Below are 23,528 nucleotides of genomic sequence, written 5' to 3' on the forward strand. Positions count from 1 at the left end.
TATTTTATTATTAATTTTCTTTAAAATCTTTTGATTCTTCAAAGCTTAATTGGTGCAAAATCAAGTTAATGATCTACAATATTACTGATTTTAGAAATGATTGCCAATCTTATCGCGTTACCTTGCTTATAGCTTTTCATAAATCTTAATGATTTGATTAATAATGGCTATTTCACCATACTCTGAAATTACTTTTTTATGAAGCAACTCTGCGTCTTTTTTTGCTTCTTGAGGATGAGCTAAATAAGATTTTAGCGCTGCCGCTAGCGCATTGGGGTCGCCCGGTTGAACTACTTTTGCAAAATCACCCACTACCGAAGCGCATTGGCCAACATCGGTAACTACCACAGGTTTTTGAGCCATGGCATATTCTAGGAGTGCCATTGGCAAGCCTTCAATTTTTGATGATAATACAGCGGTTTTTGCATTTTTAATGTAGGCTGCTACATTTGATTGCTGACCTAATACATAAACTCTATTATTAAGATTCTTTTTGACTATCTGTTGTTTTATTTTTTTTGAATAATCGTCTTGGCGATCATCACCAACTAGTAAAAGTTCAATATCAAATTGTCTAGAAATAATTTCAAATGCATTAATAAGCGTAAAATGATCTTTAGGGGCTCGTAAGTTAGCAACTGAAACGATGTATTCTTTTGAATGATGTATTCTTGTAGGTATACTTGAATTTGATACAAAATTGCTAATTAAAGTCACTTTTTTGCACAGAAGCTTTTCTTTAGCCCAATTTTCAAGGGGTTGACTACATGTAATAACATGATTAAAGAAAGCTGAAAATAATTTTATAGTCGCATTATTCTGATTTTTTTCGTTAGGCCGATTACCATGATGATCGTGCCAAATCAGTTTTAACTTTGGCTTTCTGATTTTAAGTAAAGTTGCAAAAAAAAATGAAGTGCTATGGGCGTGTAAATGGGTAATTTGGTACTTCTTGATAAACTGCATTGCTAAACTGAGGGCTTTAAAATCTACAGAACGCCGTTTATTTACATATAAATAATGATCTAGATGGTTAATTTCAGCCTTTAACAAGCCTTCTTTACGGGTGGCAATTAAGCCAGAAAAATCAACTTTTTGATGAAGCGCATTGGCTAAATTAACAGCCATACGTTCACCACCACCAGCTTCTAAGGAGTCGATGATTTGCAAAACACGAATGGGTTGGTGTTGATTTTGTTTCATTGTTCTGTCTTCTGTTGTCTGTCTTCTGTTGTCTGTCTTCTGTTATCAGTCTTCTGTCATCTGTCGATTGTCTTCGGTCTACAGTCAACTGTGGACTGTAAACTGTGGACTGTAAACTGCGGACTATCAATTTTAAACTTATTTCTTAAGATATTTAATAAATCCTGACAAAAGTTTTTTAAAACGTAAAAGAAATCTTTCATACGGCTTTAAATTTATTTCACAGGTCAAGTGTTAGATGGAATTGAAACTGATGCACGTCTTAGTTGAGTGATCAAACCGTATCTTTCATCATTAGGAAAAATAGCAGTGACTTGATAAATCAGCTTGACTAATTCAATTGATTCTTTCCAAACATTTAATTTCTTGTAATCCATTTTCTCTCTTTTGTCATCTGTCGTTTGTCTTCCGTCGACTGTCTTCTGTCGACTGTCAACTGTGGACTGTGGACTGTGGACTGCGGACTGTCGACTGTCTTATTTATAATAATTTACGTATTTCATCTTCAAACTTGTCTAGAGTATAATTTCGTGACCATTCGGCTGCATTGGTTGATAATTGCTCTAAGCTTTTTGGGGTCTTTTTAAAAGCAAGTAGCTGCTTTAAGGTTTGATCGATATTTTGACTATCTATTAAAATACCGCGCTGACCATCACCAAGCATCCAAGGCACACATGAAATTGGAGTAACTATAGGTATACAACCCCAAAACATGGCTTCAGCTACTACTTTAGGCCAGCCTTCAGATTGACTGGATAAAATCAAAAAATGAGAATATTTCAAAGCCTTTTTAACGACGTCTTTGGGTTGATTACCATATACAAATGCCCAGTCTTGAGCGTTGAGTTGTTGAAGGTCTTCATTGAGAGAAGTTTTTAATTCGCCATCACCGTAAAAATGTATAACGGCATCCATTCCTTTTTGTCTCAGCTTATTGACTAATTCCAATGCCAGCTGTGGTCGTTTGCCCTTAGACAAACTCCCTACAAAACAAAAATGCCAAGGTTTGGTATAATTTCTAACATATAAAGGTTCTTTTTCACTATCGTTATAAGTTGCAGTAAAAAATGGTTTGATGTTTTTTGTTTGATTTAACCATTGCCCATAAACCAATACCTGCATGTTTTTAGTCAGCCTAGTATTACTTAAAATCCATTTTTGCAATTTGTAACTCCAAGGTTGCTGTGACTTCGGATCCCAATTTCCAGCATATTTTGCTGTCTTAGGTGTTTTGGGAAATAATATTTGAACCAAACAGCCCAACAAGCCCATATTGCCAGGACAGCGTAGGTGAATATGATCCGCCTGTTTCATGGCTTTGTAAAGTACCCTTAAAATTTTAGGTAGTTTTTTTAGGGTATTTATTTTCTCTTTTAATCCAATTAAGGAGAATGCTGGTACTTCATCTATAGAAATAGTGCTGTGTTGATAGGCTAAATTGATGTTTTTATCATAGTTATTCGATACTGGCGCGACAATATTAACCTGGTCTACATGCTTCAACCATAAATTAATCTCACGGACGTAAGGCGCGTAGGCATAAAGTTGATCGTTGACTTTATAATGATTGGTATGTGAAATGATTAGGAAAGTCATCTTTCTATTTTAGGTTTAACAAACCACAATTTTAACCAAGCCCAAAAGCGACCGCAACTTTCGGTGAAGGCTTGTTTTTTGTTGGCTGTGGTAAACGCATTTAAAAATCTGAGAAATGCTAGCAATAATACATTAGCATGCCATTTTAGTACATTTTTAAACCCAGGATTAGGCCAGCGTAAACGCCACACATACCAACCGTTTTTAACCACCATTTGCCCGTATTGAAATTGATTAGGCCGTCCCGACGGATGGTGATGGTGCTCACATTGAGCAGCTGTGTTGACATAAAGTTGTCCCAACTTACGCAATCTAAAACAAAAATCGGCATCTTCATACAACCCATAACCTTCAAAATAGCTAGAAAATTGAAGTTTCTTAAACACTTCTTTTTTATAAGAAGAAACGCCACCCATAAATTGTTCAACAGCATAAATTTTCCCCGAAGGTGGTAAAAAGCCTACACTCCTACCATGCGAAAATTTTGGCAGATGAGCTGGTGGTCTATTTGGGGCAAGCCGAAATTTTGATCTAAATCGAAATCGACTACTTTCTTTTCTACAATATTGATCAAAGCAAAAATAATTTGCTGAATCTTGTACTAAAGATTCTTTTAACCATTTAACTTCATTCACGATATAACCACCAACAGCTATGGCATCATCTTGAGTACTGTAAGTAGCCAGCAAGTTTTTAAAATAATCAGGGTAAAGAATGATATCATCATCCAAAAAGGCGATAATCTGCGCTTTTTTATCACACAACTCAATGCCAATATTACGTTGTTTGGTTAAGCCACGTTGTTCAGGCTTAACTTTGTAATAATTTAATTCTTTTAAGTTAATTTTATTAAGTGCGTGCTTAGTATCATCATCTGGTGAACCGTCAATGATTAATATCTCATCGGGTAAATAACTTTGCACTTTAACTGAGTCCAAAAGTCTTAATAAAGGTTCAGCCCTTTTGTAGGTACAGATGATTAAACTTAACTTCATTGAGGTTTTTTATTTAAAATAGTAGACCAGCGTAAACTCGTACTCCAAGCTTTTTTGAAATAACTAAGGTGAGAAAAGAAATGTATCAATCCTTTCGATTTTAATGTATTTAAAAATAATAGTGTTTTATAACCATAAACTTGGGGCTCGCTGTTGTGTAAAATTTTTGAAAGTAATACAGTTGGGGATGGTTTTGGCAAAGGCTTTTCGTTTCCCCATGGTAATTTTGGCTTGGTTCTAAATCCACCTACGGGAGCTTTAAGGTGCTTAAGCTTTGTCTTTGAACTAAATAATACGTCATAACCAAGATTCCTGATCTGCATACCAAAATCAACATCTTCTCCAAATCCATTCTCATAAGACATATTAAATTTAATAGTTTTAATTACTTCAAACTTTAAAATACTAGTACCGGAACCAAATGTTGGCCATGATTTGAAATCAATTTTTTGGCTAACATCATCATCTCTTAAACATTCTGTGACTAGAACCTGGCAATCTAATTGCCTCATTAACTCTATTGAATTGAGTAAGTAATCTGATTCTATTCTAACATCATCATCTGCTAAAAACACCCATTCAGACTTTACTAAATCTAAAGCCATATTTCGGGCATTGCAGGCGCCTGTTTGATGTATAAATCGGTGTGTGATTTTAAAAGGCCATTGTTCTGACACCAAATAGTCAAGTTCACTCTGGGTCTCTGGATCAGGATTTTGTTCGATTATAATAACATTTTGGGGTAGTAACGACTGTTTTGATAAGTCTTTCAGCACATCATATAAATATTTTTTTCGCCCAATTGTAGGGATAATCACATCAAGCTGAATTTTAGATTTATTGAATGGCTTTAGTTCAGGTAATGAAACTGAATTTAAGAGTGATGATTTAACTTTGATTTGCGATAAAAACAAACTTTTTAACCATGCCCAAAGATTAAATTTAGATTCGTATATCGTTAAGTTTAAGAGCAAAAGATGCTTCCATACCCATTTGTAATGTTGAGCTACAAAGCTAAACACTTCTGAGGTGTTGGTTTTTTGGTTTTGTAAAGTTTGAAGCTTTTTAACAGGTTTTAGTAATTTAGGATGCGAATAACATAACAAACCTTGAGGCTGAGCCAGTTTGGCTATACTATGCAGAATATAATTGAGGTTTTTATGCCTTTTAATAAAGGGTTCTAACTTATTCACGACCGCAGTGTTAATACCGCCCACATTTTGATGCATCCGCCAAGTCGGGTATTTTACTTCAAGATTAACATTGATAAACGGGCTTTGCTCAACATATCCGATAGATTCAGGTAAATATTGAACATCTGAATAACTAGCCATGATGCGTTTATGATGAAATATCTCATCAAAAGACTCGGTATTTAAATTTTGATGAATATCTTGATGTACCCAAATCAATAGCTCATCAGGATAGTCTTTTGCAATTTCAAAAAACGTCTGGACTAAAGGTTTTTGATGATAAACAGATAACACCTTTCTGTCTGATTGACAAGATATGACATTAGAAGTATCGTGAACAAGTTTAATCATGTTGATTTTCTATAATTGAATTGTAAAAATCTAAATTCTTTTGAGCAATCACTGTATGAGAAAAGTCTTTAATTATTTTTTCTTGCGCTTGTCGGCCTTGTTTTTTTCTTAAAGGTTGATTAATTAATAGTGTATTAATTTTTTCAGCAAAAAGTTGATGATCTGAAGGGTGAATCAAAAAGCCTTCACTCCCATTTTCAATGACTTCTTTCGCCCATCCGATATTTGAGGCTACTATGGCCTTTTTCATCGCCATGGCTTCTAGCCAACTGACTGGAAAAGCTTCAGCATAAGAAGGGAATACACATACACTGGCTTTAGCAATGTAAGTTTTTACTTCATCATAAGCTACTTTCCCTTGGTAGTGTACATTTTTTAGGGCTTGTTCAGAAAAAATTTCGGTCATTAATTTCCAAGTAGACGCTTGACCAGTACGTATATCGCTGGCGTCACTACCAATTAAAACTAATTCTGCCTTGGGTTGAAGTTTGACCACTTCATTAAATATATGTGCCAAATCGAGTACCCCTTTTTTTCTTATTAATGTGCCAACATAAAGGAGTTGATCAGACGTTTCATTTATAGATATTTCTTTAAATGAAGTTAAATCAATTCCATTATAGACCGTTGTAAAATTCAAATCAAGCCCAAAAAAATGATTGGTTTTTTGGGCTACAAAGTCACTCACCGCTAGATGGGCATCTGCTTTTTTTAAGGCTCGTTTTTCATGGTAATAATTTTTCTTTTTTAGATGCCGCGTTTCGAGTTTACAAAAATAGGTATCGCTACCATGTAGTTTTATGACTATGGGGCATTTTTTAGGTTGAATGAACGACGTGATACCACCCCAATCAATCGACTCCACAAGGTCAATTTTATTATCCGCATACAGAACATTGATGATTTTTTCGATCTTTTTTTGTGTCAGCCAACGGGATATGCCTTTTACTTTTACATTCTTTATTTTTTGTAAAATAATGCCATTATCTGAAAATACCTCATCTTGGTCTTGCCCATAAACCAATACACGTACTTCATGCCCGAGATTTATTAAAGCGTTGCCTAAATTATAGATGCTTGTCCCAATACCTGCAGAATGATTACATTGTGGGTGTGGATACTCTGGTGTGAGATAAGCTATTTTCATTGTTATATTGAATTTATGAATTCAAATACTTTACTTAAAATTCTCAAGTACTAATTATCTGATTAATCGCCTTCACAATGCGTTCTGAGGCTTGACTGGCTGGCTGTTGATTAATAACCTCAAACCATTTTTGGGCGTTTTCAACATATTTTTTAGGATTATTGAGTCCTTCTAAAATTTTATCTGAGATTTCTTCTTTGGAATTTAACCATATCACTGCGTCTTTGTTTGGCATGGATTGAAAGTGAATAAAATTATAGATTTTTTTAACAGACCATTTACTTAAATCAATACCTTTAGGGTTAAAGTTAATGTAAGCACAAGGTTTATTATGACAAACAGCATCAAATACCATTGAAGACCCTAAATTAATGACCAAATCAGATACTTTTATTGATAAGGCTAATTGCTTAGCATCTGCTTTAGTTGGCAGAACGGTGTTCCACATTTCACCTTGTTTATTCCATATTGGTTTTACCTCAATTAATATATCCGAGTAAATCTTCAGTATTTCATCATAACGATTTGAAAAATCTACAGGACATCTTCTAAACAAAACTCTCAATTTATAAGCACTTCTCTTGTTTAATTCTTTAATTGATTGGCAAACAGATTCTAAAAACTCTTCATCCTTAGGACTTGTTGTAATATCATCTCCTGAAAAAAGAATATATTTTGTATCTATTGATAAATTGTATTTTTTTCTAAATGCTTCTAAATCACTTTGATTAGTTGCATAATGATATTCAAATTGAGGTGTGCCTACAATTTTAATTTGATGCTCTTTAATATGTTGATAATACTGAAGTAATTCATTTTTCATGAAATCGCTCCAAACAAAGTAATAATCTGTATCTATAATCTTAGTTGCCTTGGGTAAATTATCCCATGAAAAAATAAAACAAGCAGTAGGAATATTTAGGTTTTTAGCAGCTAAAATAGGTGCTATGCAATTAGAGGCACGCTGATTAGAGCAAAACAAAAGATCAGGCTTTTCATCTGAAAGCTTTTTAAAAGCGTCTTTATAGGCTAATGAGTTTAGAATAATTGTATTGATTTGATTTTGTATTTTATAACGACGATTTTTATACTTAAGTTTATAAGTCCCAATAACCACTTTTTTAATAAAAGCCTTTAAACTCCTTGTTTTAAAAGGAAACTTATAAGTTTGAAATACATCAGTTCTAAAGCGTTTACTAAAATCATCTAACTCAATTTCAATTTTTGCTCTTTTTAACAAGTCGGCTTTACTTGGGAATGTATTCGATAATTTTATTGATGTAAGCCCCAATTTATTAAAATTAAAAGGAGTTGAATTCCAGAATACTACTTGAATACCTTCATTATCCAAAAAATGCGTAATTTCTGAATACCCAAAGTTTTTTAATCCAACACCATCAGGAGTTATAAGGAGTATCTTTTTATTCATTTTCAACTAGTTTACTAAGGCTTATCCACTGCCATATATGAAAACTCGATTCTTGGTCTCCATGCTGATACTTATGCCATTCTTCTTTGAGTTGTGAGATATTCAATAAATTTGCTAAGCTACTGCATTCTATGTTAGCGATAGCGTTTTCAACCAGAGATTTCAACTCTTCTGCTAACCATTCGCGTTGAGGCGTTTGCAAAGGTCGTTTTGGCGCAAATGCCACATCTTTGCTATAGGTCTTTAATATTTCGCGTAATAAATATTTCCCTTGCCCGCCTCTAATTTTATGATGCTTAGGCAATGAAAATGCAAATTCGACCAAGCGGTAATCTAAAAATGGCTCTCGCAATTCGGTGGTAGATGCCATTGAAACCCGATCATTAAAACGTAATGCTCTCGGGATTTTAGTGTAAAACAAATCTCTGTATTGCTTATTCAGTAAATCATCTTCAAAAGGTTGTGGATAATTTGGCTTTTCGGCTTTAGCTAGAAAAGATTCTGATAAAATATTGGTTTTAAAAGGACTGACGCTAGATTGTCCTTGAATGGTGCTATTCGAGTTATTTTGATAATAATCATATCCTGCCCAAGCTTCATCCATGCCTTGACCATCTAAAACTACTTTTATACCTCTCCTTGCTATTGATTCAAACACTTTTGCATAAGCTATGGTTGGTATACCACCATAAGGTTCGTCTTGAATTTTGGCAATCTGGTGATGCCGTTGATTGACTTCCTCTGATTTTAAAAGTACCTTTTCTAGTTGTGTTTTTGTCTTTAAAACCATTTGCTCAACCCAGGGCAATTCATCGTAGCCTTCATCGCCTGTGTAAAAGGTAAAGGCTTTTATTTCACTTGCATCTTCACGTTGGTTGACTAGGGCTAATAATAAAGATGAGTCTACACCACCACTCAACGTAAAACCAACTGGCACATCAGCTCTAAAACGTAAATTAATACTGTCTTGAAGCAGTTTTATATACTCCTTCTTAGCCGTTGCATCGTCAATAGTTTCATTTTGTTTGAGTTGTTGTTTTACTCTTGTTACAAAATTATACCATCGCTTGATCTGTAATTTATGACCTTTTAACTTCAACAAATGGCCGCCAGCTAATTGGTGAACTGAATCAAAAAAACTTTCATTAAGCATTCCATAACTCCCGAAAGTTAAATAATTGGCCATTCGTTCTTCACTCAGATTAACATCTACTAATTGCCTTATTGCTTTAATTTCACTAGCAAAAATAAAGTTATCTTGGTCTTGAAAATAATAGAGAGGTTTTACACCAAAACGGTCTCTTGCTGCAAACAATTCTTTGCTTTGTGTGTTCCAAAAAGCAAAAGCAAACATGCCATTTAATCGGTTTAAACAATCTTCACCCCAAAATAAGAATGCTTGATACAATACTTCTGTATCAGATTGTGTATCAAAAGTATAACCTTCAAGCATCAACTCTTCCCTTAACTCTACGTAATTGTAAATTTCACCGTTGTAAACCAATACCCAAGGGTTATTATTTCTTTGAAAAGGTTGGTTTGAAGCATTTTTTAAGTCAATAATAGATAATCTATTATGACCTAAAGCTATTCCATTTTGTTGAAAATGCTGAATGGAATCATGACCTCTATGGTGCATAATTTCAGTCATTTTACGGATGTTAAGTTTAGTGGCTTTTGGTCCTATAATACCAGATATTCCACACATAAATGATTGGTTTGTTGTTTACAAATTTAAATATGTTTTTGATAACTAGAGCCGTAATACCTATAAATTTATCTTCTTTTGAAATGATGCCATCAAATTTGATGATATGATGTGTGCTTACTTTTTGAATAAATTCACCTGTTATTTAAACCTAAAATGTCAATTCGATAAACATCTAAATTTCTTTTAGCATTTCTTCTGCTTTTTTCCAATCGTCTAAAGTATCAATATTGACATATTTTTGAGGATTAGATTCTATAAAACTCAATTTTTCTCCAAAAAAACTGCCTTGTTTAATGACTTCAGTTTTGGTAATATAAATACTACCATCTCTAAAATAAGCCTTAGGCAAGTCTTGTCGACGTTTGATGATTTGCTTTTCGCCTGTGGCAATTTGCAAGTTGTGATGCTGGTCGGTTTCAAACACCCAATGCGGATTATATTCATGTGGTACCGGCAACACACTTATTAAAGCATCAGCTTTTGAAGTAATAAATTTTTCAAGCGCTTGATCGATAAAGCCTCTTTCTCTAAAAGGTGAAGTTACTTGTAACAGAATAACTGCATCAAAAAATTCTCCTTGTTTTTCAAAGTATTGAACCGCATGCTGCACTACTCCTAAACTACCTGATTGATCTTTCGCCAAGTCATCTGGACGTTGAAAAGGCACCTCTAATCCGAGTGTTTTACCAACTTGCATAATTTCTTCGTCTTCAGTAGATAAAATGACTTTGGTAATTAAACTTGAAGTTAAAGCTGCTTCTGCCGTGTACGCTAATAAAGGCTTTCCTCCTAGTTCCTTGATGTTTTTCCGAGGTACACCTTTGCTTCCACCACGAGCGGGAATTATTGCGAGGATTTTGGGTGAAGCGTGATCGGTGATGTTTGAATGGTTGTGATGCATATCTTTTTATATCAATTACTCGTTGACTATTGTCTAATTTTAGTCTTCTGTCTTTGGTCTACTGTCGACTGACAACTGTCTACTGTCTACTATCCACTGTCTACTGTCTTTGGTCTTGTCCACTGTCCACTGTCGACTGTCGACTGACAACTGTGGACTGACAACTGTGGACTGTGGACTATCAATTTTAAACTTATTTCTTGAGATATTTAATAAACCCTGATAAAAGTTTTTTAACCTGTTCTAGTTGACTAAAAATCTCATTATTTTCATCAATAAACTTTAATTCAACAGATATTATTAATTGAGTTTCTAGTTCTAATGCAGAACCGTATGCTATTTCGACAAATCTTTTATAATCTCTGTCTGAGCTCCGACTATTACCTTCAGCTATATTAGATGGAATTGAAACAGATGCACGTCTTAATTGACTTATCAATCCATATTTCTCTTCTTTTGGAAAATTCGCCGTTACTAAATAAATCTGTTTAACTAATTCAATCGACTCTTTCCAAACATTTAATTTCTTGTAATCCATTTTCTTTCTTTTGTCAACTGTCTTCGGTCTACTGTCTTCGGTCTACAGACAACTGACGACTGACGACTGACGACTGACGACTGACGACTGACGACTAAATTACTAATACACTATCGTCTTATGAAACTTCAACTCTACTTGTGTTAAAACCTCAGCTATTTTTTTACCAGCTTCTCCATTGCCATAAATATTTGTAGATGTTGGTCTAGGTTGCTTTTCAATTTGTTGCATGGCTTCGGTTATGGATTTTGTGCTGTAATCTACATCAATTACATTTTTACCGCGTTGACGTCGATTTTGGCGACTCCCAATATTAATAACTGGAACTCCTAAATAAGCGCACTCTCTTATTCCTACGGAAGAATTACCGATTAGACCCTTAGATTGATCCAGTAAGTTTAAGAAATCATTGCCTTGCATGTTTTTAAAAAAATGGACGTGACTTAAGTCGTGTTTTTCTCTAAAAGCGCGAATACCTGAAGATGTACCGTCTGAACCTGCATCTACATTTGGCCAAAACCACAACACAGGAACATCGGTTTGCTGGCGAATCGCCTCTAAAGTGGTTTCTACATGTTTTCGTGAGTTTTGGTATTCGTTAGTCACTGGATGCTGCATTACGACCCAATAAGATTGACTTAAATCAGGTTGCGCTCCTACACCGCCATATGTTTTATAGGGTTCAAAACTCAGTTGGTTGAGCCCCTGAACTTCTTTGGCTAAATCGATGGAAGGACAACCTGTATTGAACACTGAGTTTTGTTCTTCTCCTAATTGAAGTACACGTTCTTCCGCATCTTTTGAAGCGACTAAATGATAATCGGCTAATTTGGTAATGCTATGGCGCACTTTCTCGTCGATGTTGCCGGTTACTTCACCGCCTTGGATATGGGCTAAAGGAATATTCATATAGGAAGCAGCAATGGCCGTTGCCATGGTTTCAAATCGATCAGCGACAGTAACTACAATATCGGGCTGTAGGTTTTCGAATACACTTGATAACTCTAAAATACCAATGCCTGTGGTTTTGGCGGCAGCTGTGAGATTTTCGCCTTCTAATACATTAAAGACTTTGGCATCGATATGAAAACCATCGGCTTTGATATAATTAACCGCTGTGCCGTAGCGTTCTAATAAAGCCGAAGCCGCTACCACTAATTGCAATTCTAAATCAGGATGCTTTTGGATGGCTTTTAGAGCGGTTTTAATTCTGGAATAGGATGGTCGAGCAGTGACTACTACGCAGATTTTTCTTTTTGGCATAAGTAAATTATCTTATAAATATTATATCTTATTGTTTTTTGATTTTTACCAATTCTCTCTCCAATTCACATTTTCTTTCACAATTTTGGCAGGATTTCCTGAAACTACACATGATTGTTCTTTGATGGATGATAATACTACGCTACCAAGACCAACTAAATTATTGGAATTAATCTTTACACCAGGAGCAATTAACACGCCAGAACCCAAATATACATTATTGCCTATATTCACTGATAAATCTTTTCCTAATTTAGTCTTTAATGAACCATGTGTCCAAATTTGACTATAATCTCCTGCTAACCATGAATTTTCACCAATACTTACTTCATTTGCTAAATCTATTTTGTGGTTATAAATTATTCTAGAATTTTCTCCCATTTTTAAATTAGAACCACCTATAATTGTATTATGGCTTAGTATTCTTGATTTGTTGAGTAAAGTTAAGCTTCTACAACTGATAAAATTTGCATCCCCAATAATTACATCATCTTCTAAAGTAACTTTTTTACAATTAATAACAGATTTACCTATTTTAACATTTGCACCTATATCGTATTTAAAATAATGTTTATAAATAAAAACACGAATGCTGTTATTTGATAAGTATAGTATAATTTTAAATATTACCTTTTTGATTAATTTATTAATCATCTAAAATATTTTGTAGCGGTTTAAATAAACAATTTCACTCTAACATCCATTCATATTTTGTCCCTTTAAAGTAATTACAGACCTCGTTGTAATTTGTTATTATTTCAGACAGTGGTTTTGGATTAGTTTTTTTCAAAGTAACTTTTGCATCAAATTGACCTAAATTTAAAAATTTAATTACTTTGTTGGTTGCTTTTAAAGGCGATTCAGATATGTCATCTTCATAGGTTAAGTCTAAATAATCTATGCTAGCAAGTTCATTTTTAAGTATTTTATAGCTTTCTTCCATAGAATTAAACAAGCTAATTAATGGCTGAAATGTATGGCCTGTTTTAAAATTTTCTACGTCTAGTTTAATTTTTGATGTTTTATAATGGTCTTGTTTCTTAGAATGCCATTGCTTTTTAGTTCTGGCTACTTCAGCAGACACGGCTCGCCTTAAATAGTTTTTTCGTTCTAACAAAATAAATTTAGGACCTTTAAGCTGTTGTGCTTTCTCGATAACTTCAGCTTTTGTCATATTTAAACAATGTGAGCCTAAGTGCAACTGGTCTAGATGCTTTATCGCAATTATAGAATTAGGTGCTACTTTTCTAGTTCTTGAATTAACAATCACCGATTTAAAGTTATCTATAAATTTATCTTTATTCATGTAGGGCTCAAATGGCTCGCCATCCCATGTTATTTTAGGGTGTTGGTTGAGTGTTTTACCTAAAACGGTACTTCCGCATCGCCCTGTATGAAACATGACTATATTTTGATTGACGACTACTTTATTTGATTTGACAATCAAATTTCGTTTTAATTTGTAAAGCCCCAGTTTCTTCTTGATAAGTTGGTTAGTCGTCTGCATATCTAAAATTAAAGTAGTTAAGTACGTTTTCCATTTGGTTGATTTCTTTAGACGTAAATGACTTTTTCCAGTTCGATAGTTGTTCATCAATAGTGACTTCTTTCTTTGTAAGGCTTGTCCTGCTTTTTTTGGAAAAATTAACTTGACTAAAATCGATTTCTGAGATACACCAACGTTTAAAAACATGTTGGAGTATATCTTGAGGATTTTTTAAAGTCTCTTCGTAATTAATACTAATCCAATCTATATTATTCCTTGGGTGATTTAATACATATTGATTGGCGATAACCCAATGTGCCAAAAGTACTTCATGTTTAGTATTTAAAGTTTTAAGAAATTTATGATGTGGCTGATGTAATTGATTGTATGGTGGTCTAGGAATTTGAAATCGAGGATGCATATTTTGCCAACCAAAATGCTTTAATTGGGATGCTACAACCGCAAACGGATTACGTAACATGTAAATTGGTTTTTTTTCAAAGTGAAAATTGGCCGTTAGGTAGGGTAATAACATATTGCCCCTAGTAAATTTAATTAAAGCAGCTTTTCTTTTTGCAAGCTTTTTTGGCGTTGTATGCTGTATTTCCCAATGGTCTATATTTTTACCGTCAAACAAATCTGAAAATGCCTTTTTAATAGCTTGCTCATTTAAATCTTCTGGCAAATATGGTCTTGCAGCAAAATTAAATTTTGAAAATCTTGAGTCTTTACGAGCTAGCATGGGTTCCCACAAAAGAGGTAAATCGAACAGCTGAGATAAAGTCTCTCCCATCCAAGTGGTACCACCACGAGGATCTCCGAAAAACAAAATGTTTTGTTCTGGCTTTAATTCAATCTTCCAATTAAAGTATTGGCGTTCTATTTTTTTTTGAACTGTTCTTAAAGCCATTTTTACAATTGAATTATAAGAGTTATTGATTTCAAGTCTTCCCCTATTTTAAAGGTGTAATTATGATGCCTATACTTCAATACGATTTCTTCAAGCATTAAATCGTTTACCGCTTTCATTGGCATTGGTAAGCGGTCTGGTTTCTTTAATTGCTTTTTTAGGCGATACTTCAATGAAGAAAAGTAATTATCATCTTCAATTCTTATATGAACAATATCTTTTTTAAGCGTAGGAAGCACTACTTTAAATAAGTGCCAAACTTTTGCATGGTCATTGTTGATTATTATACTTTTTGTAGCATCACTTGTAAGGAGTTGATTGTTTTTCTCCCAAGTATATTGATTTATTTTTTGATGTAAAATAGGTTTTACCGCTTTTTGCTTTTGCTGAAACAAAAAATGCTGCTGATTTATTTTTTTAATATTAAAAAACCTGGGAGTAACTTCTAAAACAGCGTCATTAATTGCATTATAAATGGGATGCCATTGATGAAAAAACAAGGTGTCTGAATTTTTCTCTTTTTGTATTCCCGCATTTTTTAAACGCTCGTAAAAATCGATATCTTCAGAACCGTAAAAGTGATAAAATTCATCGTAACCTTCAATCCTCAAAAAGTTTTCTCTACTCACCAAAACCATACCATTAACATCACCGTGATGCTTGATTTGATTTGCATTAAATTTCCCTTTAGTAATCTCTTGTTGAGTTATTTCTTGTTTAAGATATGAGAGCTTGAAAAGTGAAAACATATTGGCTTTTGCAAGGTTAGTCATCTTACTGACGGCGTTAATATCAAAACAAATATCGACATCAGCTACAAAAACAAATTCTCCTTTGGCTTTTGAAGCGGCATAATTAAGCGCTTTACTTTTATTCCACAACAAACCTGGATGTGCCATATAATGATAGGAAGCAAAAGAAAAACCTTCAATTACCTTTTGAATACGAGTTGCGAAAGCATCATCACTACCATAATCAACAAAGACCACTTCAAAGTTACTTTCATTTTGGTTTACTAGTGACTTCAACGAGTTTTCAATACGTTGTTTTTCTCTATTTCGATAAGCGTATAAAATGCTAATTTTCAAACTTCAATTTTTAATAAAAAATTCATCTTTTATATCAACTGTCAATTTAAAATTAATAATTCGACCTGTTTTTATCTATAAGCTTAAATTCATTAAATAGTTTTCTAAATCTTTTCGATTTAATACTAGCTCTTGTTCGGTTTCCCAAAGCTTATACATGGCTTCAATTTTTTTTGCTAAACAGTTTATACTTTTTTCATTATTTGGCGTATGGAGTTCATGGTTTTTACCTAGCAAACGCATTGTTTCACTAGTTGTTGGCCCTATATGTAAAATGGGCTTATTAGCCACTACTAAATGTGGTATTTTACCAGGTAAAAATGGACTCAACCAAGTATCGGCTTCAATAACTACATTAACACTTGCTAATTTCTGAAGTTGAAAAACAATATTAAATTGTATATAAGCATCGTGATTGATGATGTTGTCATTTTTTAAAACATGCATTTTATTTTTATGTCCTTCGAAAGCTCCACCAATAAATATTAATCTAGCATTTTCTTTTGCTGATGAGTTATTACTTAAAAACTTATTAAAAGCCTTCATCAAAACAAAAGGTGGCCTCTGTTTCATTAAGCTACCCGCATGTAACAAGTTAAAATTATTTTCATCAAAAAAAGATGGTAACTTAATTGTGTTGTGATTATTGGTTTTTAAATGGGTTGTAATTTGATGTGGTATAATTAAGCGCTTATGCTCATTATTGGGGTAATATGATTCCATCCATTGGGCAAGCAATTCACTTGGGTAAACTAATTTAGCTGCCTTGGCATATAATTCTAAAAAAAACGCTCTTTTTTGTAAAGATCCAGGCTCAGCCCAATCATAAGGCCTAGGATAAGCATACATCGGATATGGGTCATGAATATAAGCGTACCATTTGCTATGCCATCGAGGACTTTCTAATACGGCTTTATGCGGCCTAAAACTGGCTGCTTTGCTACAAGTAAGTACAATATCGTAAGCTTCAGGATGTTCTTGTTGTAGTGATTTTTTAAATCGATTAACATCTTCAAAATGAGAAAATGAAAAACCTAGTTTAGCTTCTACTCGTTGATTAAGCTTAATCCCAAATTTCTTTAAAAAAGTATTGAGTTTGCTTAACCAATAATATTTAGAAGTTTTATACCGCTTGACTACTTCAGTTTTAAAGCTTGGTTGTTCTGTATAGTTTTGATCTAAGTGCAGCACTTTAACTTCATGCCCAATTTTAATTAAGTTATGAATTAAGGCTAAACGACCTTTAACACCGCTTGAATCGTTGGGGTTGATGCTTTCAATCAGCATAAGGATTTTCTTTACTTGATTACTCATTTCTTCAGTAAAAAATTTAAAATTTGCTCAGCTGCTTTTCCTGCCCCATAAGGGTTTTGTTCTTTGCTTAAAGTTTTAGGTTGATCTAGGTATTGCGTTGCTTTACTAATAATTTTAGGTGCATCTGTACCAACTAACTCAGCAAAACCTTGCTCAATGCCTTCCATGCGCTCGGAAGTTGCTCTAGTAACTAATACCATTTTACCTAAACTTGGCGCTTCTTCTTGAATGCCACCTGAATCAGAAATAATTAAATCACAGGCTTTAAGTAAGCCAATCATCACAGGATAACTTACAGGAGCTATAAGGTGTATATTTGGTAAGTTGCCAAGCCCTTGTTGCACAACATCTTTTACATTGGGATTTAGATGTACAGGATATAAAATTTCAACATCTGAGCGTTTGGCTAGCTGAGCTAAAGCCTTACAGAGTTGTATAAAGCCATCCCCAAAATTTTCTCTTCGATGCCCTGTAACTAAGATTATTTTTTGGCCTATCTCAATTTTATTTAAAATTTGCTCTAGTTCTTTGGGCTCATTGTGTTTGGTGATATTAAGTCCCCATTGCAATGCATCTACCACTGTATTTCCCGTAATAATACATTCTTCTTTTTTAACACCTTCATTTATCAAACAATCGTAAGCCTTTTGGGTTGGCGCAAAATGGGCATTAGCAATTCTACCTGTGAGTTGCCGATTGATTTCTTCAGGAAAGGGCGAATATTTATTGTAAGTTCTTAAACCAGCCTCAACGTGACCAACCCTAATTCCTCGATGAAAAGCGGCTAAAGCCACCATGCTGGAGGTTGTAGTGTCACCATGCACCAAAACCCAATCGGGTTGCTCTTTTAAAAGCACCTCATCTATGGTAGAAATTATTCGAGCACTTAATTGGTTTAAAGTTTGATTGGCTTGCATTAAATTCAAATCAATATCAGGTATGATTTGAAAAAAGTCTAGGACTTGGTCTAGCATTTCCCGATGTTGTGCTGTTACACAAACCAAAGTTTCAACTGCTTGATTTTCTTTACATCTTTTTACCAAAGGTGCCATTTTTATGGCTTCTGGGCGAGTGCCAAAACAGATGAGAATTTTCATTTAGATTGAATTATATCTTAGATAGTTTTTATAAGCTTGTTTTGCTTTATACAATGCAGTGCGGTACAACTCTATCTTTGTTTTTGGCTTATACTTTTCTTTTTTGGCACATAATTGGTTAACCTTATTTTCCCAATCTTTACCTAACCAAGCATCAAAAAAGTCTCGCTTGGCGCCATTTTTATACCAACTTCTTGCTTCATCAACATTTTTTGGATTATGAATGTGATAAGCTGGATAATGAGTATCGATAAAAATATCGAAACCTAAACATTCAGCTCGGGTACAGATATGCCGATCTTCACCATTAAAACCTAAATTAGATATTCTTGAAAAATTAACGCCAGCATCGAGCGCTTTTTTAGAGATTAATGTACAAGCGCCACCTGCACCAACTTTATAAGTACCAGGATTTTGTAGCTGAAGAATGGTGTTTGGGTTAGTATAAGACCAAGAATGCACATCCCAGCAATTAGGCTTTACGAAGGTTTGATCAGTAAATAAAGTCCAAAACAATTCAAATACGAAATCTTTGTTAAGTGTATTTAAGTGAGCAAGTGTATTAGGATTTAATACCAAGTCTGCATCGACTAAAAATAAGACATCATACTTGTTTTCTTTAGCTAGTGTAATGGCTTTATTTTTTATAAAAATAATTCGGTCAACTTTTTCTTCTGTCCAATTGTGCTTTTTATAGCTTGAGGTAGAATCTATCCAATTTTTTTCTACAATTATATTATGGTCGGGTTGGTGCAAACTGTCTACATAATCTTCTGCTTCTTTGGTGTTGTTATCGTTATAAAAGAGCACATCTATCTTAAAGCCATCAGGTAACTGTTTTAGCATAGAAGGTAACGTAACTTCTAGTACCTTTTTAGGTTTACATAATGGTGAGAATAGGAGAATTTTTTTCATTGGTTTAATTTTTTAAAAATCTTGTGGTCCAATAACTTGTTGTGCGATTAAGTGCATATTTAAAACTAAAAAAGTCACTTTTAAAAAGTTTAGTGATAAGTAATAATATATCTGTTTTAAAGCGATAACCTAATCCTTTCCATTTTGGATTATTAAGTAAATATAACTCTGCTTTGGTTTTTCCAGAAGCTCTTGCCATACGCATAATATAAGAATAAGTTAAGCGTTCTTTAGGAAGATAGTGATAAAATGTATTACTGCATAATTGCCTAATCTTAAATCCCTTTTTTCGAACTATTTGGCAAATTTCTGAATCGCCTCCTGATGCTAAGGAATTTCCTTTTCGATCTGACATAGAAAAACAAGCACCTTCAATAAATTTTTTATGTAATAACATACCAGCGCCATACACATTAGACACATCACCATCTTTCCTACAGCCTATTGCGTAGATCGATTTATGCTTATCAAACCATTTTGGTGGGTCAATTTCACACTTTTCTACTCCGTTTCCACCCACAATCCCGAAGTCAGGATTATCACTAAGGAAATCATAAGCTTTTTGAAGGTAACTTTCATTCAACCAATTGTCATCATCGCAGAATAGAATTAAATCATATTTTGCTGTATTTGCACCTCTTGATCTAGCATAATTTAAACCTGGCTTACTTTCTTTAACAATGCTTGTACGCCCATTAAGTTGATGCATTTGTTGTATACAGTCGTTAACTGTTTGTACCGTTTTATCTGAACAATTATTATCAACAATAATCAACTCCCATGGAAAATTAGTTTGCTGTAAGTTAAGGTGCTCAAGCGTTGGTTTAATTCTTTGTTCTGAATTATAGCAACATATAATGACTGAAATACCGTTCATTATTTTAAATTCTCTTTGGTTAATTTCATAAATGTAGTATCAAACTTGATTTTTTCTTTGTAAGGTTGATAAAGAAAACTGCTTATTTTTCTAAAGATAAAATATTGTCTAGCTAATTCTAAAATAAATGATTTTATAGGAAATAAAGATTTTAAGGTAAATGTATACTTTAAAGCACTTAGTAGTGAAAAGTTATAGTAGCCATTTTGAATTGGCAGCCTTATTAATACCCTTGCGATGAGATTCTTAATTTCAGAAGAGAAAGTAACTATTAAAGCTTTACTTTTTATGAGTGAAATAACAGCGTCAATACTTTTTTTAAGATTTATGAAAAATTGTTTATCCTTTGCCTTAGTTGAAATTTTATCGCTACTATCAATGCGATAAAAGGTATCAATATCACAAGATTTAAAATGAAGACTTGGTTTTTCTAAGAGCATTTTAATATGGAATTCCCAGTCTTGCCAAGATTTCAAATGTTCATTCCATAGCTCCTTTTTTTTATAGAAAAACGTTTTTTTCCAAACTATTGCTATCGGTGGCCATAGCATATTTTGTTTCAGAAAATCATTTACTAAGTTATTTAATTGTAATTGATCTTTATTATCAGGTAGAATATTCCACAAAATTGAACCATCTCCAGAAATTTTATTAAAAGTTTGACTCAGGGAAACAATAGCATCAAAATTCCCGTTTAAAAACTCAAGTTCTTTATTTGATAAAAAATATGGAGAAAATAAATCATCACTATCCAACCAATTCACATATTCCCCTTGACTCATTTTAAACCCATAGTTCCGCGCGCCATTCCCACCTGGCAAGTGTTCTTCAGGTCGGTGATAATATTTAAACCGTGCATCTTTTTTTACATACGCTCCTACAACTTCATCTGTATGATCGGTTGAGCCATCATCAACCACAATGCATTCCCAATTGTGGTAGGTTTGTGCTAATACAGAATCCAGCGTCTCGCCAATGAGATGTGCGCGATTATAAGTCGGAATAATAATTGAGACCAGTGGTTGTTCTCGCATGTGTATGGTTTGGTTAGTTAACGCAATATTACAAAAATTTCAGTTAATAGTTATCAGTGAAGCGTGAATCGTAAATTGTGTAATGGTATAATAGTATAGTTGTGTAATAGTAAAATCGGTTGTCGGATGTCTGTTATCAGTTGTCAGTGAGTCGTGAATTGTGAATTGTGTAATAGTGTAATCGTATAGTGGTGTAGTAGTAAAATCGGTTTTCTGTTTTCAGTTGTCTGTTCTCAGCTTTCAATGAATAGTGAATGTTGAGTTGTAAAATCATACAATCAAATCATAATAAAATCAGTTTTATCTTCTCAATTGATGTTAATTTTACAGTTCAATTTTTAAACAAAAAAGTATAGAACTAGTTTAGCTTGTTATAGCATCCAAAATAGTTAAAACAGATCATTAAAATCTTACAACTAATTTAATTTTGTAAATTTGATGCTATGGATTTAAGCTTAGAACATAAAAAAATTGAACTCATTCAATGGTTATCTACATTGAACGATACTTCTTTGATTGACCAATTAATGAAGTTGAGAGAAAAAGAAAAAGCAGAGTGGTGGAACGAAATTTCAGCAGATGAAAGAGCGTCCATTGAAAAAGGAATTCAAGAAGCTAACCATAAAAAATTAACCTCTCACTCAAAAGTGAAGGGAATTTATGAAAAGTGGTTATAAAATACTATGGACTGAAAATGCCATAGCCGAACTTAAAGAAACTACTGAATACCTAGAAAACAACTGGTCTGAAAAAGAGTTGAAGGCCTTTGCCGCTAAACTAGATCATACAGTTGAACTCATTTCAAAAATGCCTGAACTATTTCCAGAATCACTTCATAAAAAACACATCCGAAAAGCTGTTATTGAAAAGCATAATAACCTTTATTATAGAATCAATAAAAATTCAGTTGAAATTGTTTCCTTATTTGCAAACAAAAAGAATCCAAACACAAAATACCTATAAAAATACCTATAAAAATTCCTTGTAATAGTCTTCAGTTGTCGGTCTTCAGTGATTAGTAAATCGTGAGTCGTAAATCGTGTAATAGAATAATGGTGTAATTGTGTAACAGTAAAATCGGTTGTCGGATGTCTGTTGACGGTTTTCGGTTTCCTGTTTTCGGTTATGGGTTAACTGGCAACGGTTTCCTGCTCTAAGTTTAAACTTGTTCATTTGGTTAAGCCTTTTTTTTATTGATTTGCCAATAGCCACCATTAGCGGGGCCGATTCTTTTGATTATGTTTTTGTATTGCAGTTCCTTGAGGTATCTTTGCACAGTTTTTTGTGTAAGACCCAGTAAACCTGACATTTGCTTGGCAGAGTATTTGGGGTTACTTCTGATAAACTCCACTATCTTTTTTTCATTTTCTGCGACATTTTCTACGACATTTTCTATGACATTTTCTATGACATTTTCTGTTTTTTTACCATATATCTTAACTAAAAAACCATTGCTTTGGTTTTGAAAATTGGGCTTTGGCAGTCCTGCTTCAGAACAATAATTAATAATACGCTTTATGCCTGAGCCATATTTTTCTATAAGCCCCATACTTCTATATATATCGGCAATCAACTTGTTTCGTGGTGTAATTGTGTAACAGTAAAATCGATTGTCGGTTGTCGGTTTTCAGTGAGTCGTGAATCGTGAATTGTGTAATAGTGTAATCGTATAGTGGTGTAGTAGTAAAATCGGTTTTCTGTTTTCTGTCTTCAGTTATCAGTAACCAGTGATTCGTAATTCTTTTGTTAGCTCAAAGCTTTAGGCAATAGACTTTAGGCTTTTTTACTTATTCGCAGATTCGCATTTTATTTAATTCTTCTAAAACCTCAACACAACTTAAATCTTAAAACGGCCTATCGAGACGAAAGCGTAAAATTGACAGCGAAATTGGTGTTTAATTTTAGACTGTTTGAGACTGATGAAAGAAGTCGAGTTTCTAAAATTTAGCCAATGAACCTACAATTTAGATTTTGTATCGTCAGCCTAGTCCCGAGTCCCGAAACATCGGGGCGGGATTGTTTCTCCCGAAACTTCGGGATTGCGTCAAGGCAAAATGAAAAGAAATTAATTAGTTATCAGTTAAACGTGAATCGGTATCAGAGAACCGTGAATAGTGAATAGTGAATCGTGTAATGGAATAATGGTATAGTTGTGTAATAGTTCTCTGTTCTAGTTAATCCAAAACCTCAACACAACTTAAACCCAAAACGGCCTACTGAAAAATCAGCGTAAAATTTGACGTGATGGGTTCTGGTTCGCTGGCACTGAGCGAAGCCGAAGTGCTTATACTTAACTAAAAACATCAATATAAACTTAGCCGACTAATTTCAAGAAATACCTGTGGCTTTTGCCAAAGTGCATCACGATAGTGATCAGCATGTAGCAAAAAAGACATCTCGACTCCGCTCGATGTTAAACCTAGAATTTTAGTCTGTTTACAGTTGTCGATTATCATTTAGCGGCTGTTGTACTACATACT

The 23,528-nt window shown here is 33.7% G+C and carries 23 protein-coding genes; 2 read left to right on the forward strand and 21 right to left on the reverse strand.

From position 1 onward, the window contains the following. Positions 1–126: 126 nt before the first annotated feature. The 20 genes from BUB82_RS09285 to BUB82_RS09380 form a co-directional block, all read right to left on the reverse strand. Positions 127–1,203: a glycosyltransferase gene (locus BUB82_RS09285; protein ID WP_083574506.1), complete on the reverse strand. Its 1,077-nt coding sequence runs from the start codon at positions 1,201–1,203 to the stop codon at positions 127–129. Between the two features lie 227 nt (positions 1,204–1,430). Further along, positions 1,431–1,580, reverse strand: a complete 150-nt coding sequence (locus tag BUB82_RS09290) for a four helix bundle protein (RefSeq protein ID WP_083574507.1) — start codon at positions 1,578–1,580, stop codon at positions 1,431–1,433. Positions 1,581–1,683: 103 nt separating this feature from the next. After that, positions 1,684–2,799, reverse strand: a complete 1,116-nt coding sequence (locus BUB82_RS09295) for a glycosyltransferase (RefSeq protein ID WP_073193342.1) — start codon at positions 2,797–2,799, stop codon at positions 1,684–1,686. Further along, positions 2,796–3,794 (reverse strand): glycosyltransferase family 2 protein, encoded by a 999-nt coding sequence (locus BUB82_RS09300; protein ID WP_073193343.1) that lies wholly within the window; start codon positions 3,792–3,794, stop codon positions 2,796–2,798. The genes BUB82_RS09295 and BUB82_RS09300 overlap by 4 nt, the downstream gene beginning before the upstream one ends. Then, positions 3,791–5,338, reverse strand: coding sequence for a glycosyltransferase family 2 protein (locus BUB82_RS09305; protein ID WP_073193344.1), 1,548 nt, complete (start codon positions 5,336–5,338; stop codon positions 3,791–3,793). The genes BUB82_RS09300 and BUB82_RS09305 overlap by 4 nt, the downstream gene beginning before the upstream one ends. Next, positions 5,331–6,485, reverse strand: a complete 1,155-nt coding sequence (locus BUB82_RS09310; RefSeq protein WP_073193345.1) for a glycosyltransferase family 4 protein — start codon at positions 6,483–6,485, stop codon at positions 5,331–5,333. Before BUB82_RS09310 ends, BUB82_RS09305 begins: the two co-directional genes overlap by 8 nt. 43 nt (positions 6,486–6,528) lie before the next feature. After that, on the reverse strand, positions 6,529–7,914 hold the full coding sequence (locus BUB82_RS09315) for a glycosyltransferase family protein (RefSeq protein WP_073193346.1): 1,386 nt from the start codon (positions 7,912–7,914) through the stop codon (positions 6,529–6,531). Then, entirely contained in the window at positions 7,907–9,622 is a 1,716-nt protein-coding gene (gene asnB, locus BUB82_RS09320; protein ID WP_073193347.1) for an asparagine synthase (glutamine-hydrolyzing), read from the reverse strand. Before asnB ends, BUB82_RS09315 begins: the two co-directional genes overlap by 8 nt. Positions 9,623–9,797: 175 nt before the next feature. Further along, positions 9,798–10,526: an acylneuraminate cytidylyltransferase family protein gene (locus BUB82_RS09325; protein WP_073193348.1), complete on the reverse strand. Its 729-nt coding sequence runs from the start codon at positions 10,524–10,526 to the stop codon at positions 9,798–9,800. A gap of 193 nt (positions 10,527–10,719) precedes the next feature. Then, positions 10,720–11,064, reverse strand: a complete 345-nt coding sequence (locus BUB82_RS09330; protein WP_073193349.1) for a four helix bundle protein — start codon at positions 11,062–11,064, stop codon at positions 10,720–10,722. 102 nt (positions 11,065–11,166) lie between these two features. After that, the gene (gene neuC / locus BUB82_RS09335; RefSeq protein WP_073193350.1) at positions 11,167–12,327 is read right to left on the reverse strand and encodes a UDP-N-acetylglucosamine 2-epimerase; all 1,161 of its coding nucleotides are present in this window, start codon (positions 12,325–12,327) and stop codon (positions 11,167–11,169) included. Positions 12,328–12,372: 45 nt separating this feature from the next. After that, positions 12,373–12,981, reverse strand: coding sequence for an acyltransferase (locus BUB82_RS09340; protein WP_073193351.1), 609 nt, complete (start codon positions 12,979–12,981; stop codon positions 12,373–12,375). Positions 12,982–13,015: 34 nt separating this feature from the next. Continuing rightward, complete coding sequence (locus BUB82_RS09345) at positions 13,016–13,834, reverse strand: hypothetical protein (RefSeq protein WP_143185672.1); 819 nt, start codon at positions 13,832–13,834, stop codon at positions 13,016–13,018. Then, on the reverse strand, positions 13,821–14,723 hold the full coding sequence (locus BUB82_RS09350) for a sulfotransferase domain-containing protein (RefSeq protein WP_073193353.1): 903 nt from the start codon (positions 14,721–14,723) through the stop codon (positions 13,821–13,823). The genes BUB82_RS09345 and BUB82_RS09350 overlap by 14 nt, the downstream gene beginning before the upstream one ends. 2 nt (positions 14,724–14,725) lie before the next feature. Further along, the gene (locus tag BUB82_RS09355; protein WP_083574508.1) at positions 14,726–15,811 is read right to left on the reverse strand and encodes a glycosyltransferase family 2 protein; all 1,086 of its coding nucleotides are present in this window, start codon (positions 15,809–15,811) and stop codon (positions 14,726–14,728) included. Positions 15,812–15,886: 75 nt separating this feature from the next. Next, a complete protein-coding gene (locus BUB82_RS09360) occupies positions 15,887–17,125 on the reverse strand; it encodes a glycosyltransferase family protein (RefSeq protein WP_073193354.1) in 1,239 nt (412 codons plus the stop codon). Next, positions 17,122–18,222 carry a non-hydrolyzing UDP-N-acetylglucosamine 2-epimerase gene (wecB, locus tag BUB82_RS09365; RefSeq protein ID WP_073193355.1) on the reverse strand — a complete coding sequence of 367 codons (1,101 nt, stop codon included), beginning with the start codon at positions 18,220–18,222 and terminating at the stop codon, positions 17,122–17,124. The genes BUB82_RS09360 and wecB overlap by 4 nt, the downstream gene beginning before the upstream one ends. Continuing rightward, the gene (locus BUB82_RS09370) at positions 18,223–19,137 is read right to left on the reverse strand and encodes a glycosyltransferase family 2 protein (RefSeq protein WP_073193356.1); all 915 of its coding nucleotides are present in this window, start codon (positions 19,135–19,137) and stop codon (positions 18,223–18,225) included. Between the two features lie 4 nt (positions 19,138–19,141). Further along, a complete protein-coding gene (locus tag BUB82_RS09375) occupies positions 19,142–20,014 on the reverse strand; it encodes a glycosyltransferase (protein WP_073193357.1) in 873 nt (290 codons plus the stop codon). Continuing rightward, complete coding sequence (locus BUB82_RS09380; RefSeq protein WP_073193358.1) at positions 20,014–21,048, reverse strand: glycosyltransferase family 2 protein; 1,035 nt, start codon at positions 21,046–21,048, stop codon at positions 20,014–20,016. The genes BUB82_RS09375 and BUB82_RS09380 overlap by 1 nt, the downstream gene beginning before the upstream one ends. Before the next feature lie 443 nt (positions 21,049–21,491). Here BUB82_RS09380 and BUB82_RS09385 point away from each other — a divergent pair, with 443 nt between their 5' ends. Both BUB82_RS09385 and BUB82_RS09390 read left to right on the forward strand, forming a co-directional pair. Then, positions 21,492–21,725: a hypothetical protein gene (locus BUB82_RS09385; protein WP_073193359.1), complete on the forward strand. Its 234-nt coding sequence runs from the start codon at positions 21,492–21,494 to the stop codon at positions 21,723–21,725. Next, on the forward strand, positions 21,709–22,011 hold the full coding sequence (locus tag BUB82_RS09390; RefSeq protein ID WP_073193360.1) for a type II toxin-antitoxin system RelE/ParE family toxin: 303 nt from the start codon (positions 21,709–21,711) through the stop codon (positions 22,009–22,011). Before BUB82_RS09385 ends, BUB82_RS09390 begins: the two co-directional genes overlap by 17 nt. A gap of 214 nt (positions 22,012–22,225) precedes the next feature. Here the strand turns inward: BUB82_RS09390 and BUB82_RS09395 are convergent, their stop codons facing one another. Beyond that, positions 22,226–22,639 (reverse strand): ATP-binding protein, encoded by a 414-nt coding sequence (locus BUB82_RS09395; RefSeq protein ID WP_262501846.1) that lies wholly within the window; start codon positions 22,637–22,639, stop codon positions 22,226–22,228. Positions 22,640–23,528: the final 889 nt, after the last annotated feature.

Origin of the sequence: Psychroflexus salarius (genome assembly GCF_900129035.1) — a bacterium.
In the GTDB taxonomy this organism is placed as follows: domain Bacteria; phylum Bacteroidota; class Bacteroidia; order Flavobacteriales; family Flavobacteriaceae; genus Psychroflexus; species Psychroflexus salarius.

Excerpts from the sequence above, each read along its gene's own strand:
- BUB82_RS09285 (WP_083574506.1), bottom strand. The coding sequence starts at position 1,203 with ATGAAACAAAATCAACACCAACCCATTCGTGTTTTGCAAATCATCGAC.
- BUB82_RS09290 (WP_083574507.1), bottom strand. The coding sequence starts at position 1,580 with ATGGATTACAAGAAATTAAATGTTTGGAAAGAATCAATTGAATTAGTC.
- BUB82_RS09295 (WP_073193342.1), bottom strand. The coding sequence starts at position 2,799 with ATGACTTTCCTAATCATTTCACATACCAATCATTATAAAGTCAACGAT.
- BUB82_RS09300 (WP_073193343.1), bottom strand. The coding sequence starts at position 3,794 with ATGAAGTTAAGTTTAATCATCTGTACCTACAAAAGGGCTGAACCTTTA.
- BUB82_RS09305 (WP_073193344.1), bottom strand. The coding sequence starts at position 5,338 with ATGATTAAACTTGTTCACGATACTTCTAATGTCATATCTTGTCAATCA.
- BUB82_RS09310 (WP_073193345.1), bottom strand. The coding sequence starts at position 6,485 with ATGAAAATAGCTTATCTCACACCAGAGTATCCACACCCACAATGTAAT.
- BUB82_RS09315 (WP_073193346.1), bottom strand. The coding sequence starts at position 7,914 with ATGAATAAAAAGATACTCCTTATAACTCCTGATGGTGTTGGATTAAAA.
- asnB (WP_073193347.1), bottom strand. The coding sequence starts at position 9,622 with ATGTGTGGAATATCTGGTATTATAGGACCAAAAGCCACTAAACTTAAC.
- BUB82_RS09325 (WP_073193348.1), bottom strand. The coding sequence starts at position 10,526 with ATGCATCACAACCATTCAAACATCACCGATCACGCTTCACCCAAAATC.
- BUB82_RS09330 (WP_073193349.1), bottom strand. The coding sequence starts at position 11,064 with ATGGATTACAAGAAATTAAATGTTTGGAAAGAGTCGATTGAATTAGTT.
- neuC (WP_073193350.1), bottom strand. The coding sequence starts at position 12,327 with ATGCCAAAAAGAAAAATCTGCGTAGTAGTCACTGCTCGACCATCCTAT.
- BUB82_RS09340 (WP_073193351.1), bottom strand. The coding sequence starts at position 12,981 with ATGATTAATAAATTAATCAAAAAGGTAATATTTAAAATTATACTATAC.
- BUB82_RS09345 (WP_143185672.1), bottom strand. The coding sequence starts at position 13,834 with ATGCAGACGACTAACCAACTTATCAAGAAGAAACTGGGGCTTTACAAA.
- BUB82_RS09350 (WP_073193353.1), bottom strand. The coding sequence starts at position 14,723 with ATGGCTTTAAGAACAGTTCAAAAAAAAATAGAACGCCAATACTTTAAT.
- BUB82_RS09360 (WP_073193354.1), bottom strand. The coding sequence starts at position 17,125 with ATGAGTAATCAAGTAAAGAAAATCCTTATGCTGATTGAAAGCATCAAC.
- wecB (WP_073193355.1), bottom strand. The coding sequence starts at position 18,222 with ATGAAAATTCTCATCTGTTTTGGCACTCGCCCAGAAGCCATAAAAATG.
- BUB82_RS09370 (WP_073193356.1), bottom strand. The coding sequence starts at position 19,137 with ATGAAAAAAATTCTCCTATTCTCACCATTATGTAAACCTAAAAAGGTA.
- BUB82_RS09375 (WP_073193357.1), bottom strand. The coding sequence starts at position 20,014 with ATGAACGGTATTTCAGTCATTATATGTTGCTATAATTCAGAACAAAGA.
- BUB82_RS09380 (WP_073193358.1), bottom strand. The coding sequence starts at position 21,048 with ATGCGAGAACAACCACTGGTCTCAATTATTATTCCGACTTATAATCGC.
- BUB82_RS09385 (WP_073193359.1), top strand. The coding sequence starts at position 21,492 with ATGGATTTAAGCTTAGAACATAAAAAAATTGAACTCATTCAATGGTTA.
- BUB82_RS09390 (WP_073193360.1), top strand. The coding sequence starts at position 21,709 with ATGAAAAGTGGTTATAAAATACTATGGACTGAAAATGCCATAGCCGAA.